The sequence below is a fragment of the Stenotrophomonas sp. 3(2025) genome (assembly GCF_052665395.1).
Map to the genome: position 1 here is coordinate 36,009 of NZ_JBQOIF010000013.1, position 16,826 is coordinate 52,834.

11 protein-coding genes and 1 pseudogene are annotated in these 16,826 nt (G+C 66.1%); 5 read left to right on the plus strand and 7 right to left on the minus strand.

Features of this window, described 5'->3' with window-relative positions:
* Positions 1 to 66: 66 nt before the first annotated feature.
* On the plus strand, positions 67 to 3,612 hold the full coding sequence (locus ACUXVE_RS11605; RefSeq protein WP_093818661.1) for a sensor histidine kinase: 3,546 nt from the start codon (positions 67 to 69) through the stop codon (positions 3,610 to 3,612).
* A 96-nt stretch (positions 3,613 to 3,708) separates the two neighbouring features.
* The gene (locus tag ACUXVE_RS11610; protein WP_445514442.1) at positions 3,709 to 7,239 is read left to right on the plus strand and encodes a two-component regulator propeller domain-containing protein; all 3,531 of its coding nucleotides are present in this window, start codon (positions 3,709 to 3,711) and stop codon (positions 7,237 to 7,239) included.
* A 629-nt stretch (positions 7,240 to 7,868) separates the two neighbouring features.
* Here the strand turns inward: ACUXVE_RS11610 and mdtD are convergent.
* The 5 genes from mdtD to ACUXVE_RS11635 all read right to left on the minus strand — a co-directional run bounded on the left by mdtD (position 7,869) and on the right by ACUXVE_RS11635 (position 12,500).
* Entirely contained in the window at positions 7,869 to 9,278 is a 1,410-nt protein-coding gene (gene mdtD, locus ACUXVE_RS11615; RefSeq protein WP_025876990.1) for a multidrug transporter subunit MdtD, read from the minus strand.
* Between the two features lie 91 nt (positions 9,279 to 9,369).
* Positions 9,370 to 10,452, minus strand: a complete 1,083-nt coding sequence (hemE, locus tag ACUXVE_RS11620) for a uroporphyrinogen decarboxylase (RefSeq protein ID WP_032951968.1) — start codon at positions 10,450 to 10,452, stop codon at positions 9,370 to 9,372.
* A gap of 28 nt (positions 10,453 to 10,480) precedes the next feature.
* Positions 10,481 to 10,720, minus strand: coding sequence for a WGR domain-containing protein (locus tag ACUXVE_RS11625; RefSeq protein WP_222388550.1), 240 nt, complete (start codon positions 10,718 to 10,720; stop codon positions 10,481 to 10,483).
* 128 nt (positions 10,721 to 10,848) lie between these two features.
* Positions 10,849 to 11,961: a 3-dehydroquinate synthase gene (gene aroB, locus ACUXVE_RS11630; protein ID WP_445514443.1), complete on the minus strand. Its 1,113-nt coding sequence runs from the start codon at positions 11,959 to 11,961 to the stop codon at positions 10,849 to 10,851.
* Positions 11,958 to 12,500 (minus strand): shikimate kinase, encoded by a 543-nt coding sequence (locus ACUXVE_RS11635; RefSeq protein ID WP_032976596.1) that lies wholly within the window; start codon positions 12,498 to 12,500, stop codon positions 11,958 to 11,960. The genes aroB and ACUXVE_RS11635 overlap by 4 nt, the downstream gene beginning before the upstream one ends.
* Positions 12,501 to 12,598: 98 nt before the next feature.
* Between ACUXVE_RS11635 and ACUXVE_RS11640 the strand changes: the two genes are divergently transcribed.
* Complete coding sequence (locus ACUXVE_RS11640; protein ID WP_025876997.1) at positions 12,599 to 12,802, plus strand: dodecin family protein; 204 nt, start codon at positions 12,599 to 12,601, stop codon at positions 12,800 to 12,802.
* Positions 12,803 to 12,808: 6 nt separating this feature from the next.
* On the opposite strand, the gene ACUXVE_RS11645 is transcribed toward ACUXVE_RS11640, so the two are convergent.
* The gene (locus tag ACUXVE_RS11645) at positions 12,809 to 13,636 is read right to left on the minus strand and encodes a kinase (protein ID WP_445514444.1); all 828 of its coding nucleotides are present in this window, start codon (positions 13,634 to 13,636) and stop codon (positions 12,809 to 12,811) included.
* Positions 13,637 to 13,676: 40 nt separating this feature from the next.
* On the opposite strand from ACUXVE_RS11645, the gene pdxH reads away from it, so the two are divergent.
* Positions 13,677 to 14,276 (plus strand): pyridoxamine 5'-phosphate oxidase, encoded by a 600-nt coding sequence (gene pdxH, locus ACUXVE_RS11650; RefSeq protein WP_222388553.1) that lies wholly within the window; start codon positions 13,677 to 13,679, stop codon positions 14,274 to 14,276.
* A 69-nt stretch (positions 14,277 to 14,345) separates the two neighbouring features.
* Here pdxH and ACUXVE_RS11655 read toward each other — a convergent pair whose 3' ends face one another.
* Positions 14,346 to 15,884: a S1 family peptidase gene (locus ACUXVE_RS11655; RefSeq protein ID WP_222388554.1), complete on the minus strand. Its 1,539-nt coding sequence runs from the start codon at positions 15,882 to 15,884 to the stop codon at positions 14,346 to 14,348.
* A gap of 660 nt (positions 15,885 to 16,544) precedes the next feature.
* On the opposite strand from ACUXVE_RS11655, the pseudogene ACUXVE_RS11660 reads away from it, so the two are divergent.
* Positions 16,545 to 16,826: pseudogene (locus ACUXVE_RS11660) on the plus strand (pyridoxine 5'-phosphate oxidase C-terminal domain-containing protein); the annotation flags it as partial.

The window sequence follows — 16,826 nt, forward strand, 5'->3', positions numbered from 1 at the left end:
GAAACAGGCTGTTGCAGCGATGGCTGCAGCCCTGTGTGACAATCGGCACAGGACAGGGGGTTCAGGATGAAGAGCGGCTGGCGCCGGTGGTGCCAAGGCATTGCAGGAGCAGGTCTGGTGCTGCTGGCGCTTTCGGCTGCAGCGGTGACCTTGGACATGGCCGGCGAAACACCGCGCCTGCGCCGTTTCGGCGCGGCCGAGGGATTGCCCTCGCGCATGGTGGTGGCGCTGGCCGAAGACCGGCAGGGCCGCGTGTGGGCCGCCACCGACGGCGGCCTGGCCCGCTATGACGGCGGTGAGCTGCGGGTCTGGCAGCACGACCCGGCACAACCGGATTCGCTGCCCGGCAACGAGATCGAAACCCTGCTGGTCGACCCGCTCGACCGGGTATGGGTGGGCATCAACGGCAAGGGGCTGGCCCGGCTGGATGCCGACCGCGAACGCTTCAAGACCTTCGATTCCGTCACTGAAGGGTGCCAGGGACAGTTCTGGACCCTGGCCTACGCCGAGGATGCGCTATGGGTCGGCAGCAGCAGCCATGGGGTCTGCCGCGTCGGCGAAGATGGCTCGCTGCGCCATTTCCAGCATGATCGGGCGCAGCCCGGCGGTCTGCCGAGTGACACCGTCTTCAGCAGTCTGGTGGATGCGCAGGGACGTCTGTGGGTAGGTACCGAAGCCGGTGTAGCGCGCTGGAATGGTCATGACTTCGAAGCCGTGGCGCCGCGCGAACTGGCGGCGGTGAGCGTGCTGCGGCTGAGCCGCGATGCCGATGGCGCGATCTGGGTCGGTACGCAGAACGACGGCCTGTACCGCATCGATGCGCAGGATCGGGTGACGCGACCGGCCTGGGCCGACAGTGCCCGCCTGCGCTCGGCACTGGTCCTGGCCGACAGCCACGGAGGCTACTGGGCGGGAACCTCCGATGGCCTGCTGCGTGGTGACCGCCAGGTGTTGCGCAGGTTGGAAGGCGACCGTGGCAGTGGCTTCCTGACCGGGCATAGTGGCGTGCTCGACCTGATGCAGGACCATGAGGGAGGGTTGTGGGTCGCCCTACTGACCCAGGGCCTGGCTTACCTGCCGCCCGACTGGCGACGCTTTTCAACCTGGTACCAGTTCGATGGCAAGCCGCTGGACAGCCAGTACCTGTTGAGTGCTGCCAGCGACGGTCGCAGCTACTACGTCGGCTCTGCGCATGGCGTTTACCAGATCGATGCACAGGGGACGTTGAGCCTGCTGGCCAGCGACCGCGAACTGGGCAGCGGCGCGGTGTGGTCGGTACTGCCACGTCCCGACGGCAGGCTGTGGCTCGGCCGCGCGGGGCGCATCAGCGTCTACGACCCCGCCACCGGTGTGCTGCGCGACTGGCGCATTGGCGGTGGCGCCGACCTTCGGCAGCGGATCGATCTGATGCGGCAGGCCCCCGATGGCACGGTCTGGGTATCGGTGATGAACCTGGGCCTGCAACAGCGCAGTGCCGACGGCCGCCTGCTGCGCAGTTTCGACGGCGCCACGCTGCGAGGCAGCACCGACGCGCCGGTCGAGCAGATCCGCTTCGATGCCGGCGGGCACGCCTGGGTGGTCGGGGAAATGGGCATCTGGCGTGAGCAGGGAGACCGCTTCGAAGCGGTGCCCGGCGTTTCCAGGGGGCCCATCTACGATCTGGTATGGATCGATCCCCGGCAGTTGTGGATCGCACGCCAGGGCGCATTCGAGCGCTACCAGTGGGATGGCCTGAGCCTGCGCCTGATCCAGCGCGTCGATGCCAGTGCCGGCGTGCCGCCGGTCAGCATGGGAGGGCTGGCCCTGGCCCGGAACGGCCAGTTGTGGGCGACGACGCCCCGCGGCCTGATGCGCTGGGATCCGAAACAGCGTCGCCTGCAGATCTTCAACGAGCGCGACGGCCTGCTTGATGCCGAGTTCACCGGACGCCCACCGGCAATCGATGCCGATGGCCGGGTGCTGGCCGTTACCCAGACCGGCATGGTGGGCTTCGATCCGAATGCTGCCGACGCCGAGATGCCACCCTCGCAACTGGTGATCGCGCAGGTTCGCGTCCGTCGCGATGATGCGCGCGGCTGGCAGCCCTTGCCGACCTCCGGCCTGCTGTTGCTGGGGCCGGACGACCGTGACCTGCAGATCGACGCACGGCTGCTGTCCTACGCCAACCCGCAGGGCAACCGCTATCGGTTCCGCGTGCAGGGGTACGACCAGAACTGGGTGGAACAGGGCGGGGACGGTCAACGCACGTTGTCGCGGTTGCCGCCCGGCACCTACGCCATCGAGGTGCAGGCCGCGACGGCCAGTGGTCCGTGGACGCCCTCGCAGCAGTTGCACATCAAGGTACTGCCACCCTGGTGGCGCAGCGGCATGGCGATTTTCGGCTATGCAATGCTGGGCTCGCTGCTGCTGTTGGCACTGCTGTGGTCGATCCGCAGGCGGTTGCGGCGACGCCAGCAGTGGCAGTTGACGGTGCACAAGCAGCAGATCGCCGAGCAGGCATCGCAGGCCAAGAGCCGCTTCCTGGCGACCCTGGGCCATGAAGTACGCACACCGATGACCGGCGTACTGGGCATGAGCGAACTGCTGCTGTCCACCGAACTGGACCCGGTGCAGCGCAGCTATGCCGGCTCGATCCAGCAGGCCGGCAGCCATCTGCTGCGGCTGGTCAACGATGCATTGGACCTGGCCCGGATCGAGGCTGGCCGGCTTGAACTGGACATCCGCCCGTTCGACCTGGGCGGACTGCTGGACCAGGTGCAGGCGCTGATGCAGCCGATGGCACAACAGCGCAGGCTGGCGTTCCAGCGCGGGCAGGCACTGCCAGGCCCGATCTGCGTCAGTGGTGATGAGATGCGCGTCCGCCAGATCCTGCTGAACCTGCTGGGCAACGCGATCAAGTTCACCGAGCGTGGCCATGTCGGTCTGGCGGCGCGCCTGGACGACGACGGCGGCGCGGTGACGTTCGAGGTCAGCGACAGCGGGCCGGGCATCAATGCCGAGCAGCAGCAGCGCCTGTTCCACCGCTTCGAGCAGGCCGATGGCCCGCGTACCGCCTCGCGCTATGGTGGCAGCGGGCTGGGCCTGGCGATCTGCCAGGAGCTGGCGGTGGCGATGGGCGGCCGCATCGATGTCGACAGCCAGCCGGGGCGTGGCGCACGCTTCGCAGTGCGGCTGCCGCTGCCGTGGAGCCGGCAGCAGGCCTTCAGCCCTGGCGAGGCCACGTCGCCGACGCTGCCGGCACTGCGCATCCTGCTGGTCGAGGACGATGCCACCGTTGCCGAGGTCATCGCCGGTCTGCTGCGCAGCCGTGGCCATGAGGTGGTGCACGTGCTGCATGGCCTGGGCGCACTGTCGGAAATATCAACCGAGGGGTTCGACGTCGGCCTGCTCGACCTCGACCTGCCGGCACTTGATGGCACCGCAATCGCCCGACAACTGCGCGCGATGGGCTACGAACTGCCGTTGGTGGCCGTTACCGCGCGCTCGGATGCCTATGCCGAGACGCAGGTGCTTGCGGCCGGATTCGATGGTTTCCTGCGCAAGCCGGTGACCGGCGATCTGCTGGTGGCGGCGATTGCCCAGGCACGCAGCAAGCGCCAGATCATCAGCTGAGTACGGCATCTTGCGGCGTGAATCGCGCAACTTTCGGTTTACCATGCCGACGCCCACGGCGTGGGCATCATCAACAGCAGCGTGAGGAGGCCATCGGTGGTGTATCTGCGGGCAGTGACGCTGCTGATGCTGCTGCTGTGCTGCCTGGTGCCCGCTGCCGCGCAGCCGGTGCCACCTTCGCCGCGCCAGGTCACCGTGTTCGACGGGTTGCCATCGAACACCGTCAACCGCATGGCCGAGGACCGCTACGGCTACCTGTGGATTGCCACCAACGATGGCCTGGCCCGCTACGACGGGCGCAACTACCGCATCTGGCGTTCGGAAGACGGCCTGCGCGACAACCGCATCTGGAGCGTACTGGTCGATGCCCGCAACGAGCTGTGGATCGGCACTGAAAATGCCGGCCTGGTGCGGATGTCGGCCGATCGCCGCCAGCTGCGCTTCTACGACCGCAGCAGCCAGCCGCTGATGGGCAGCAACACCGTGTGGAGCCTGGCTGCGACACCGGATGGCGCGATCTGGTTCGGCACCCACGAGGGCGGCCTGTACCGGCTGGACAGCAATGACCGTCTGCAGCGGTTCCTGCCCGAAGCGAACAATCCGCGCAGTCTGCCGGCCGCGTCGGTGCCCTACCTGGCCACGCTTGCCGATGGCAGCCTGTGGGTCGGCACCAAGCATGGCGTGGCGCGCTGGACCGGTACCGATTTCGAACGCATCGGCGGCGACCTGGTGCCCAGCCTGCTGATCAATGGACTGACCGCAGAACCCGACGGCAGCCTCTGGATCAGCACGCTGGCCGGGGCCACGGTGCGGCGCCCGGATGGCCGTTTCGAATCCGTGCCCTGGACCTTGCCGGCCGGCGACCAGGTGCTGGGCATGATGCTGCGCGACGAGCAGGGCGGGCACTGGCTGGACACGCGCAGCGGCCTGGGCCGGGGCATCGATGGCCGCTACCAGAACGTACCGCTGTACAGTGCCATCGCCCGTGGCCTGGTGCGGCCGAACTGGACCGGCGCCTATGAGGACCGCGAAGGCGGCATCTGGCTGGCCAGTACCAATGCCGGCCTGTGGCACCTGCTTCCGCGCTGGTGGCAGTTCTCGGTGTTCTCGCGGCTGGAGGATGATCCTTCCTCGCTGCGCAATTCCTATGTGCTCGGTACCAGCCCCTCCAGCAATGGTGGTGTGTGGACGGTCGGCAGCCATGGCGCGCTGGACCGCTTCAATCCGCGCACGGGCGTGATCGAGCAGCACCGCACCTTCGTCAACGGCATGCACTGGCTGACCTCGGTGCGCGAAGACCGACGGGGCCAGGTGTGGGTGGGGTCGACCGATGCCCTGATGCGCTACGACCCGCGTCGTGGCGAGCTGCGGCGCTGGGGGCGGGACTCGGGCGCGGACGCGACCATGGAAGGCAACATCGAGGCGATGATGACCTGCGATGGCGACAGCCTGTGGTTGATGCTGTCAGCGGGCCTGCAGCAGCGTGATCTGGACGGGCACGTGCGCCGGCGGCTGGAAAACGGCCAGGACGGTCTGCAGGCGGGCCAGCTCAATCTGGATGTGGAATGCGGCCCGCAGGACCGGATCTGGCTGGCCAGCAGCCGCGGCCTGCTGCAATGGCAGCCGGATGCGCAGCGCTTCCAGCCGGTGCCCGGTGCGCCGGCCACGGCGGTGTACGCCCTGCATGTGGGCAAGGACGGCCAGGTCTGGTTGTCCGAGGATGGTCGCCTGTCGCGGTATCTCTGGAGCCAGGGCCGGCTGGAACGACAGGCGGTAGTGGGCGCCGAGCAGGGCTATCCGGCGATTTCCGCTACCGGCCTGGTGGTCGACGCGCAGGGCGTGGCGTGGGCCACCAGTGCCCGCGGCCTGGTGCGGGTGAGTGCCGATGGCGAGAGCGTACGCCTGTACGGGGTGCACGATGGGTTGCCCAGCCAGGAGTTCCGCGAACACACCCTGATCGCCTCCTCGGCGGGGCGCATGGTGGCAGGTACCCCCGCCGGTGTGGTGGTGTTCGATCCCGAGCAGGTGCGGCCTTCCACCCGGCGTGCGCCGCTGGTGATCGAGCGGGTGGAGGTGCGCCGCAACGAGCAACTGCTGGACCTGACCCATGACTCGCCGTTGCAGATCGCCGATGGCGACCGCGACCTGCGTATCGTCGCGCGCCTGTTGTCCTTCGCCGATTCGGCTTCCAACACCTACCGCTACCGGCTGGCCGGCTACGACCCGGATTGGGTCGAGGTGGGCCCGGCAGGCGAGCGCCTGTTCTCGCGCTTGCCTCCCGGCACCTACCGGCTGGAAGTGCAGGCGCGCTCGGCCGACCACGTGTGGTCGCGGGTGCAGACCCTGGAATTCCATGTGCAGCCGCCGTGGTGGCGCAGCTTGTCCGGCCTGCTGGTGCTGGCCTCGATCGGGTTGCTGCTGACCAGCTGGTTCGCCTGGCTGTACCGGCGCCGGCTGCAGCGCCAGCACGCCTACCAGCTCGCGTTGCACAAGCAGGATCTGGCCGAACACGCATCGGCGGCCAAGACGCGCTTCCTTGCCAATCTGGGCCATGAAATCCGCACGCCGATGACCGGGGTGCTGGGCATGAGTGAACTGCTGCTGGCCTCGCCGCTGGATCCGCAACAGCGCGGCTATACCCAGTCGATCCGGCACGCGGGCGAGCATCTGCTGCACCTGGTCAACGATGCGCTGGACCTGGCGCGGATCGAATCGGGGCGCCTGGAACTGCAGTCCAACGCCTTCGGTCTCAATCGCCTGCTGCAGGATCTGGCCGCGCTGATGGGGCCCCTGGCTGCGCAGAAGGGTCTGCGGTTCATCCTCGACAACCAGTTGCCGGCAGGGCTGCAGGCGACCGGCGATGCGATGCGGGTGCGGCAGATCCTGCTCAACCTGCTGTCCAATGCGGTCAAGTTCACCAGCCGCGGCAGCATCACGCTGCACGCGCGTTGCGAGGAAGGGCCGCGTGGGCTTTATTTCGAGGTGCGCGATACCGGTCCTGGCATCAGCCAGGAGCAGCAGCAACGGTTGTTCCGGCGCTTCGAGCAGGCCGACGGTGCGCGCACCGCAGCGCAGTACGGCGGCAGCGGCCTGGGCCTGGCGATCTGCCGCGAGCTGGCACTGGCCATGCAGGGCCGGATCCGGGTGGAAAGCCAGCTGGGCAGCGGTACCTGCTTCGGTGTCAGCCTGCCGTTGCCGCTGCAGCAGGGGGCGGCCAGCGACGGAGGTGCCGACAGTGACGCCGCCGCTGCTGCGGTCAACATGCCGCCACTGCGGGTGTTGCTGGTGGAGGACGATGCGACCGTGGCCGATGTGATGTGTGGGCTGCTGACCACCCGTGGCCATGAGGTGGTCCACGCGGCACACGCGCTGGCTGCGCTGCGTGAAATCAGCGCGGGGGATTTCGATGTCGGCCTGCTCGATCTGGATCTGCCGGGCCTGAGCGGTTTCGAACTGGCCCAGCATCTGCGCAACCAGGGTTACACGTTGCCGCTGCTGGCAGTGACCGCACGCACCGACCCGGACCTGCAGCAGCAGGTGGAAGCGGCCGGCATCGGTGGTTTCCTGCGCAAGCCGGTGACCGGTGAGCTGCTGGTGGAAGCGATCGCCCGCGTGCTGGGGCGGTAGGGTTCGGCAGGGCTGCGCCCTGCACCCGCCGAATCAACGGCAACAGCAACGGCAAAAGCAACAGCGGGCATACCGTGGGATGGCGGGGTGGGTCCGGTTGCGGGGGACGCTGCAAGTACGTCCATGTAAGCTCGGTCGCGCCATCCATGGCGCTCACGCCCCCGCAACCGGACCCACCCCGCCTTCGACAGATTTTCGCGATCTGTCGGAGCGGCGTTCTGTGTTGCTGTTGGTGGGCGGCACGGGAACGGCATGGGGTCAGATTCGTTTCCCGCAGGAAAACGGATCTGACCCCAGAACTATTTCGATATCTGACAGAGATTCATCCACGCATGGCGTGGATCTACTGCAGATCGCGGAAATCCGTCGGAGGTGGGGTGGTGTCGGATTGCGGGGTGTCAGCCGCATGGGCCCGAGGCATGCCTCGGGCGGGTTGGGCAGGACGCCCAACCCCGGTCTTGCCGTGTGCGCAGGAAAGCGCACACGAGCAAGCCGCGGCCAAGCCTACAGGGAGGTACTTGCGGCGTCCCCGCACTCCGACACCGCCCCGCCATCCCACGGAATGCCCGCTGTTGCTGTTGCCGTTGCTTCGGACTCTGCAGGTGCAGGGCGCAGCCCTGCCGAACCCTCTACTCCGCTACTTCTTCTACCTGGCGTGGTTCGGGCTTGGTGTCGGGCAACTGCCAGAAGATCAGCGTCGACGTGAGCGTGATCGCGCCCACGCACAGGAACGTGGCATGCAGCGCCGCCGTCGCGCCGTGGCCTTCCAGCTGCGTGCCGAATGCGGCCAGCAGGCTGCCGGCAGCGGCTGCACCGAAGCCGGCGGCGAGCATCATCACCATCGACAGCAGGCTGTTGCCGGAACTGGCGAACTCGCGGTCGAGGTCGCGCAGGGTGACGGTGTTCATCACGGTGAACTGCAGCGAATTGACCGCACCGAAGAAGGCCAGCTGCAGCAGGCGCACGGCCAGGTGCTGGCCCGGTGTCATCAGGATGAAGCTGGCCATCGCCAGGCCGACCAGCACGGTGTTGGTCATCAGCACGCGGCGATAGCCGTAGCGTTCAACCAGTTTCACCGCCAGCTTCTTCGACACCATGCCTGCGGCGGCCACCGGCACCATCATCAGGCCGGCGTTCATCGGCCCGAGGCCAAGGCCGACCTGCAGCAGCAGCGGAATCAGCATCGGCATGGCACTGCTGCCGATTCGCGAGAACAGGTTGCCGAGAATGCCGATGCGGTAGCTGGGCACGCGGAACAGTGCCAGGGAGAACAGCGGTGCCGTTGAATTTGCCGCGTGCAGCCAGTAACCGACCAGCGCGGCCAGGCCGGCCACGGTCATCAGCATCACCAGCGCGTGTGGTGTACCGAGCCCGGAAATCCCATCCAGTGCCAGCGACAGCACCACCATCGCAAAAGCCAGCATGGCGTAGCCGCGAAGGTCGAACCGGGTGCGGTGGCTGGCGTAGTGGTCGGGCATGATCTTCATCGCCGCGATGAAGCCGATGACGCCGATCGGCAGGTTGATCAGGAACACCCAGTGCCACGAGGCGATCTCGACCAGCCAACCACCCAGCGTGGGGCCGATCAGCGGACCCACCAGTGCGGGAATGGCGATGAAGCTCATCGCACGCAGGAAGTCCTCGCGTGGCACCGAGCGCATCACCGCCAGGCGCCCGACCGGCAGCAGCATCGCGCCGCCGATGCCCTGCAGTACGCGCGCGGCCACCAGCTGATGCAGCTGCTGCGCCATCGCGCAGGCCAGCGAGCCGAGGGTGAACAGGATGATCGCCACCAGGAAGGTGCGTCGGGTGCCGTAGCGGTCGGCGATCCAGCCGGAGGCGGGAATGAAGGTGGCCACTGCCAGCGCGTAGCTGAAGACCACCGACTGCATCTGCAGGGGGCTTTCGCCGAGGCTGGCCGCCATCGCCGGCAAGGCCGTGTTGACGATGGTCGAGTCCAGCATCTGCATGAAGATCGCCAGCGAAACCAGCCACAGCAGGGGACGCTGGCGGGTGTAGGTCGATGGCGCTGTGGACATGGGGCGTGGCCGGTGCAACGTGGGGGCGCCATGATCGCGCACTGCGGGTCACGGCGCGATCAACATCGCGCCGTGATTGCCTGCGCGATGCTCAGCGTTGGCTGTGTGCGTGCACTGCGTCGACCAGCACCTGTACATGGGCCGGGTCCATGTCCGGCGACATGCCGTGGCCGAGGTTGAACACATGGCCCTCGCGCGAACCACCGTTGCCGGCGGCATAGGTATCGAGCACGCGTGCGGCCGCCGCGGCGATCGCATCAGGCGAGGCATACAACGTGGTCGGATCCAGGTTGCCCTGCAGCGCTACGCGGCCACCGGTGCGGCGCAGCGCTTCGTCCAGGTCCAGCGTCCAGTCCAGGCCGAGCGCATCGGCGCCGGTCTGCGACAGCGCTTCCAGGTGCAGGCCGGTGCCCTTGCCGAACAGGATCAGCGGCGTGCGCTCGCTGCCTTCGCCGCGCTCCAGGCCTTCGGCGATGCGCTGCAGATAGCGCAGCGAGAACTCGCGGTACATTGCCGGCGACAGCACGCCGCCCCATGTGTCGAACACCTGCAGGGCCTGCGCACCGGCCGCGCGCTGCGCGCCGAGGTAGGCAATCACCGCGTCGGTGGTTACCTCCAGCAGGCGGTGCAGGGCCTGCGGATGGTTCAGCGCCATCGCCTTGATGCGCGCGAAATCCTTGCTGCCGCCGCCTTCGACCATGTAGCAGGCCAACGTCCACGGGCTGCCGGAGAAACCAATCAGCGGCACCTGGCCATCCAGTTCGCGGCGGATCAGGCGCACCGCGTCCATCACATAGCCCAGATCCTGCTCCATGTCCGGCACCGCCAGCCTGGCGATGGCCGCTTCATCGCGTACCGGGTGGCGGAACTTCGGGCCTTCACCTTCGACGAAGTACAGCTCCAGGCCCATGGCATCGGGAATGGTGAGGATGTCCGAGAACAGGATGGCCGCGTCCAGCGGGAAGCGGCGCAGCGGCTGCAGGGTGACTTCGCAGGCGATCTCCGGGTTCTTGGCCATGGCCAGGAAGCTGCCGGCCTTGGCCCGGGTGGCGCGATATTCCGGCAGGTAGCGGCCGGCCTGGCGCATCAGCCAGACAGGGGTGCAGTCCACCGGTTCGCGGCGCAGGGCGCGCAGCAGGCGATCGTTGCGGAGAGGGCTGGTCACAGTGGGCATTCCTTGGGCGAAAAGAGCAACGGCGCAGTCAGTCGCCGTGCGAAAGAATCTGGAAGCCCCGATGCAGTTCGGCATCGCGGGCCTTGTCGTAGGCGTGGCGGGCTTCGTCGGCCGTCAGGTACAGCTCGCGCCGCAGCTGCGAGCGGGTGCCGACGCGGCCGGATTCACGCAGCAGTTCCCAGCCGCCGAACAGGTCCGGGACCAGGGTCAAGCGCAGGAAGCGCGGTGCCTGGGCACCGTCGGCGGGTTGTTGCAGGTGGACGTGCATGGCACCGATTGTAGCGGGGGCGAGGTGAGCCCTGCCGCAACGCTGATCCGGTAGTGGCGGCCGCTGGCCGGCAACCTCATGAAACCTCCCAGGCAGCGCCGGGCCATACCCGGCGAACGCGGAAGCGGTCAGCCTGCGTCCAGCACCTTCAGTACCGCCGCTTCATCCACGTCCGGTACGACTTCGGCGCGGCCCATGCCACGCCACAGCACCAGGCGCAGGCGGCCGGCCACGTTCTTCTTGTCCAGGCGCATGCGGCCGAGCAGGGCCTGCGGGTCCAGCCCGGCGGGAATTGCCACCGGCAGGCCAAGCTGTTCCAGCAGCGCCTGCAGGCGCACCCGGTCGGCGTCGTCGGCCAGGCCCAGGTGGGTGGAGAGGCGGGCCGCCAGCACCATGCCCACCGCTACGGCCTCACCGTGGTTCAGCGCATCGCGCCCCGGTGCGGAGTAGCCCTGTTCGGTTTCGATGGCGTGGCCGAAGGTATGGCCAAGATTGAGCAGGGCGCGTTCGCCCTTCTCGAAGGGATCGCGCTCGACGATGGCGGCCTTGTGCCGGCAGCTGCGGGCGATGGCCTCGGCGATGACCGCATCCTCGCCGGCCGCCAGTGCCTCGGCATGCTGCTGCAGCCACTCGAAGAACACCGCATCACCCAGTGCGCCGTACTTGATCACTTCGGCCAGGCCGGCGCGCAGCTCGCGCGGCGGCAGGGTGGCCAGCACGCGGGTATCGGCGATCACCGCACGCGGTGGGTGGAACGCACCGACCAGGTTCTTGCCGGACGGGATATCCACGGCGGTCTTGCCGCCCACCGAGGAGTCGACCATCGCCAGCAGCGTGGTCGGCAGCTGCACGCAGTCGATGCCGCGCATCCAGCAGGCCGCGGCAAAGCCGGCAAGGTCGCCGACCACACCGCCGCCGAGGGCGAACACGCAGGCATCGCGGGTCGCGCCGAGTGCGGCCAGCGCCTCGATGACCGAGCCGAACTCGGCCAGGGTCTTGGAGGCTTCGCCGGCGGCCAGCACATGCTCACCCAGGATCAGGTCCGGGCGTGCGGCCAGCAGGGTCTGCTTGGTGGCATCCAGATAGCGTGGCGCAACCTCGCTGTCGCTGACCAGCAGGACATGGCGGCCACGCACATGGCTGGCCAATGCGGCGCCGTCGGCCTGGGCGCCGGCACCGATGGTGATGGAATAGGGACGGTCGCCGCCAACGGCGACCTGCAGCAGGGCAGGGGAAGTCATGCAGTGGGGTCCTGTCGCTGCCAGTGCGTGGCCAGCTTGACGACAAGCTGGGCAGTGGCATCGGCGGCGGTAAACGGGTCGGTATCAAGAGTGACATCGGCCAGGTCGCGATACAGCGGGTCGCGATGCGCGGCCAGATCATGCAGCACCTGTTCGCGGTCCGGCCGCTGCAGCAGTGGCCGGGCTTTGTCGCGAGACAGGCGCTCCAGCTGGGCTGCGACGCTGACCCGCAGGTAGACGACAAAGCCTCGCTTGGCAATCAGGGCGCGATTGTCCGGGTCAAGCACCGCACCGCCGCCGGTGGACACCAGCTGGCCACGGCCGGCCAGCACCTGCGCCAGCGCCTGGCGCTCATGGGCGCGGAAGCCGGCTTCGCCGGAATGCTCGAAGATCGTGGGGATGCTGGCCCCGGTCGCATCGACGATGGCCTGGTCGACGTCGACGAAGTCCAGCGTGAAGCGCTCGGCGAGGCGGCGGCCGATGCAGGTTTTACCGGCACCCATCGGGCCGATCAGGATCAGGTTCGGAGCGGGATTCATGCCCTCTGATGCTAACACCTCCGTGCCTTGGCCTTTACGTTCTTCACGTCAGGGTGGAGGTTCCTGCGGGGTATCCCGCGCCTGATGGAGTGCCTGCCATGTCGGTTGCCAAGGTCATCGAAATCAATGCGTCCTCGCCCAAGAGTGTGGAGGACGCAGTGCGCAGCGGTTTGAAGAAGGTGTCCGGGACGGTCAAGGGCATCCAGGGCGCCTGGATCAACGAGACCAAGGTGGTCACCGACGGCAACGGTGAGATCACCGAATGGCGGGTGAACCTGCGGGTCACCTTCCTGGTGGAGTGAGGCTGCTCAGCGCAGCCCTTGCACCTGGCGCTGGGCATCCAGCGCCACTACCCGGTCGGCAATGGCCGGCAGCGCACGCAACGCCTGCTGGCTGACCCGCTCGTAGTACTGCACGAAGCGCTCCAGCTGGGGCCGGTTCATGCCGTGCCGCCCCGGCTGGGCCGCCTGCAGGTTCTGCTCCTGCTGCCAGCGCCAACGCGGCACCACCGAAAAATCAGGGGGTTGCAGGAACCACAGGCGGTCACAGCGCTGCCACAGCGCCGGATAGTCGCGGGCCAGCGCCTGGTTGCACCAGCGCCGCCACCGGCCATCGGCATCGGCCTCGCGCTCCAGGGCGTTGAGCGGGACATCCAGTTCGGCATCGTCCTGCGCCGGGGTGCCCAGGAACCAGCCCTCGAATACCAGCAGGTCCAGCGGCGTTTGCAGCTGCGGCCACTGCGCTTCGGGCAGGCGCTCGTCGGCCAGCTTGTCGAAGCGGGGCAGGGCCAGGGGCTGTCGTGCTGCCACTGCGTCCAGTACCGCATGTGCCAGCGGCAGGTCGTGGGTGCCCGGTGGGCCACGGGTGATCAACAACGGATGCACCTGCCGGGCCAGACGCTGGCGTTGTGCGCGGGTCAGGTAGACATCGTCGATGGACAGCGTTGCGGCGTTCAGGCCACGCGCCTGGGCACGGGCAACCACCTGCGCGGCCAGCGTCGATTTGCCGCTCCCCTGCAGGCCGCTGATCGCCAATACTGGAACGGCTGTGCTGCTGCCCAGCGCGTCATCCAGCGCCTGCTCGACCACTGTTTCGGGGAATCCTTTCACCTGGGGCATGTACGCAGCGGCGACCATGCCGCCACAATAGCCCAAACCGTGTGAGAAGAATGCTGTCATGAGCGACCTGTACGCCGAAGCCCTGTCGACCTTTGCCGCCCTTTTCGAAGAAGCGAAACAGAGCCGCGAAGTCGAGCCCAATGCGATGACCGTGGCGACCGCCGATGTGCAGGGCCGGCCATCGGCGCGCACCGTGCTGTTGAAGGCGTTCGATGAGCGCGGCTTCGTGTTCTACACCCACCTGGACAGCCACAAGGGCAACGAGCTGCAGGCCAATCCGCAGGCCGCGCTGCTGTTCCTGTGGCGCAGCCTGCGCGAGGCCGGCATCCAGGTGCGCATCGAGGGACGCGTGGAGCAGGTGGCCGATGCCGAGGCCGACGCCTATTTCGCCAGCCGTCCGCGCATGAGCCAGATCGGCGCGTGGGCGTCGCTGCAGTCGAAGACGATGAACTCGCGCGAGGAGTTCGACGCGCGCGTGGCCGAGGTCGAGGCGCGCTTCGAGGGCAAGGACGTGCCGCGTCCGGAAGGTTGGAGTGGTCTACGGGTGGTGCCCGACCGCATCGAGTTCTGGTACGGCGCGCAGTTCCGCCTGCACGAGCGCTGGTGCTATGAGGCCGGTGCCGAAGGGCGCTGGAGCAAGCGGCTGTTGTACCCGTAAGTTCGTACGCATTTAAGACCGACTGTGCTGTCGATCTGACGGCAGCACAGCATGGTTGATGTGAGTGATCTACTCGATTCCAGCTCTTGGTGCCGCGTGGGAGCTCATCCTTTGATGAGCGGAGCCTGGTGCAGGACCCGTGCACGCGATATTGGTTTCCACGGAGTCTGTAGTAATTCCAGATGCGTCCTTGAGTGACGTCCGGACCGTGAAATGCTTGGGCCAATCAGGAGCACTCGAGTCGCATCCCCATGTGAATGTCATTGGCGAGGGGATATTTGTCGTATAGCGCTTAGTGCCGCCCGTGCACGTCCATCCCCCAGGACAGGAAATTACTTCCAAGGTTAAGTCGACGGGGAATCGCGGGTATCCGTTGAAATTGACATTGACCGGGATGGAAGGCGAAGGTCCGGAAACGTCAGGTGTCCCTTCGATCTTAAAGGGGGACGTCAATGTCGATATTCCGAGAATGGAAAGTCGTTCGATAGGCATGAAGTAAAGGTGATTGATGCGGTCGCCGGCGCCGCGTGCGTGCACAATTCCGTAAGCGCTTCTGTGCCCTGCCTCCCCAGAGAACACAGGGCCGCCACTATCGCCATCTGCATTCATTTCAAGCTCATCCGCATTTCTTGCTCGAACATACCTCGCAGGTAGGCCGTTGTAATCCTCAGTGGCGGCATTGATGTCGGCCACTTCTCCACAGGTGTATCCAGTCGTAGCGCCGCTCTTGCACACTGGCATGCCTACAGCAAGGTCAACGGAGGGGGTCTCGCTGACGATTGATTCAGGGCTGCCCTCAACAACTATCTCATTTTTCTGTTGCTTGGGGGTGCCTATGATTCGTTGCTTGTTCCATTGCACATCGTAGATGCCTGCATCGTTCTCGTTCTGATAAAGCAGTTGCAGAGTGGAGTTAGAGTACGTCAGATTGTTGTCGCAATGCCCGGCTGTCACGATCCCCAGTTCCCGTGTGGCGGGCTCTACGACGTTGAACCCCATTGTACAGTTGATCGTGTTTCCGCTGACCTTGTTTCCTCCGACAAGTGCCGTTGGTTGAGGGAATCCCGTCGTTTCATGGATCTTGATGAAATCTGCTGCAGCAAGGAGCTTTGCCAGAACTTCTGTCGCTCTGCTGGCGTCCAGCACCCGCAGTTCGACTTCAGATTTTCTGATGTCGATTCCGCTTTCGAATCGAATTCCAGATTTGGACAGCTGTTCGCCGACTTCTTCCTGGACTGCTAGCAGCATCTCGAGGGAGCGTGGTGCGATTTTGGCGGAATACAGCCTGCTCTGAGTGTACTTGGCTAGGTTTCGCTGTGGATCCTTGGTGAAAAGCACAACGATCTGGAACTCGGGGGAGTGTTCGATATAGAGGCCTGCGAACGTTTCCGGGTTGTCCGCGGCGATGCGTCGCTGCAGTTTTCCAGCCTCTCTCGAAGCGGCAAGTCGTTGTGTCGCCTCTGTGGTCGAGATCTTGTAAGTGTCTGAGTACTTCTCGGCCACTATGTCCCTGTTCTGAGACGCTGCGCTCAGGCTGAAGGCTGCAGATGCTGCAGTCAGGGCAACTCTCGCCATCAATTTTTGCCGTGAATTAAGTGCGGCTATCATTCAATATCCTTATTAATTAGCAGGGCTTCTTCTCGGTCTGACGCGGTGATTCTAGGGTTCGCCTTCTGGATTCCTGAATATGATGGTATTGATTTTTACCATGGGCCCGGTGGCCTGTGAGGTGATCTGGTTCGCGGAATCTGCTTTTGCTCTCTGCGTGAACATCTGGCTCTAGTGAAATTGTGCGGCGGCGTCGATCGCAGTCGTGCACCCGATTATGGAAATCATGTGTGCGAGGTGGCGGGCGATCCTGTTGCGTCAGCATTCCGCTGGCAAGCCAATCCAGTGCGTGGCTTCTGTCAGCGTGTAGGGCTGTCGAGCAAATTCGACTCTGCAGAAGGAGAAGCAGATCCAGGCCATGCGTAGACCCAGTACCCTGCAACCCTTTCGCGCGCAGCTAGCGCCGCAGTGTGTTGAGCGACAGATCCATTGCCTGCGCCGTGCCTTCGTGGTCATTGCGGTCTTTGTGTAGCAGTTCTTCCCGCTGCGTGTGTGGCGTTCGTTTGTCATTACTTTCCATCGACTGCGCGGCGGCGTTTCCACGTGCGAGTCCCGGCAGCAGCTACAGCAGACGCGCCGCATCGATCAAACCCGTTTCAGACTGCCAATGGATGCGTAGCCCATCAACCATAATGTGGCGGCCGACGCATCCAGCAAGGCATGAGCGAGATCGGCGCATGGGCCTCGCTGCAGTCGAGGCCGTTGAACACGCGCGAGGAGTTCGACGCACGCGTGGCGGAGGTCGAGGCACGTTTCGACGGCAAGGACGTGCCGCGCCCGGAGGGCTGGAGTGGTCTGCGGGTGGTGCCTGACCGTATCGAATTCTGGTACGGCGCGCAGTTCCGCCTGCACGAGCGCTGGTGCTATGAGGCCGGTGCCGAAGGGCGCTGGAGCAAGCGGCTGTTGTACCCGCAAGTGATGAGGCGCGTGTGGGACTTGTAG

Excerpts from the sequence above, each read along its gene's own strand:
- ACUXVE_RS11655 (WP_222388554.1), bottom strand. The coding sequence starts at position 15,884 with ATGATAGCCGCACTTAATTCACGGCAAAAATTGATGGCGAGAGTTGCC.
- ACUXVE_RS11605 (WP_093818661.1), top strand. The coding sequence starts at position 67 with ATGAAGAGCGGCTGGCGCCGGTGGTGCCAAGGCATTGCAGGAGCAGGT.
- pdxH (WP_222388553.1), top strand. The coding sequence starts at position 13,677 with ATGAGCGACCTGTACGCCGAAGCCCTGTCGACCTTTGCCGCCCTTTTC.
- ACUXVE_RS11640 (WP_025876997.1), top strand. The coding sequence starts at position 12,599 with ATGTCGGTTGCCAAGGTCATCGAAATCAATGCGTCCTCGCCCAAGAGT.
- ACUXVE_RS11635 (WP_032976596.1), bottom strand. The coding sequence starts at position 12,500 with ATGAATCCCGCTCCGAACCTGATCCTGATCGGCCCGATGGGTGCCGGT.
- ACUXVE_RS11645 (WP_445514444.1), bottom strand. The coding sequence starts at position 13,636 with ATGGTCGCCGCTGCGTACATGCCCCAGGTGAAAGGATTCCCCGAAACA.
- hemE (WP_032951968.1), bottom strand. The coding sequence starts at position 10,452 with ATGCCCACTGTGACCAGCCCTCTCCGCAACGATCGCCTGCTGCGCGCC.
- aroB (WP_445514443.1), bottom strand. The coding sequence starts at position 11,961 with ATGACTTCCCCTGCCCTGCTGCAGGTCGCCGTTGGCGGCGACCGTCCC.
- ACUXVE_RS11625 (WP_222388550.1), bottom strand. The coding sequence starts at position 10,720 with ATGCACGTCCACCTGCAACAACCCGCCGACGGTGCCCAGGCACCGCGC.
- mdtD (WP_025876990.1), bottom strand. The coding sequence starts at position 9,278 with ATGTCCACAGCGCCATCGACCTACACCCGCCAGCGTCCCCTGCTGTGG.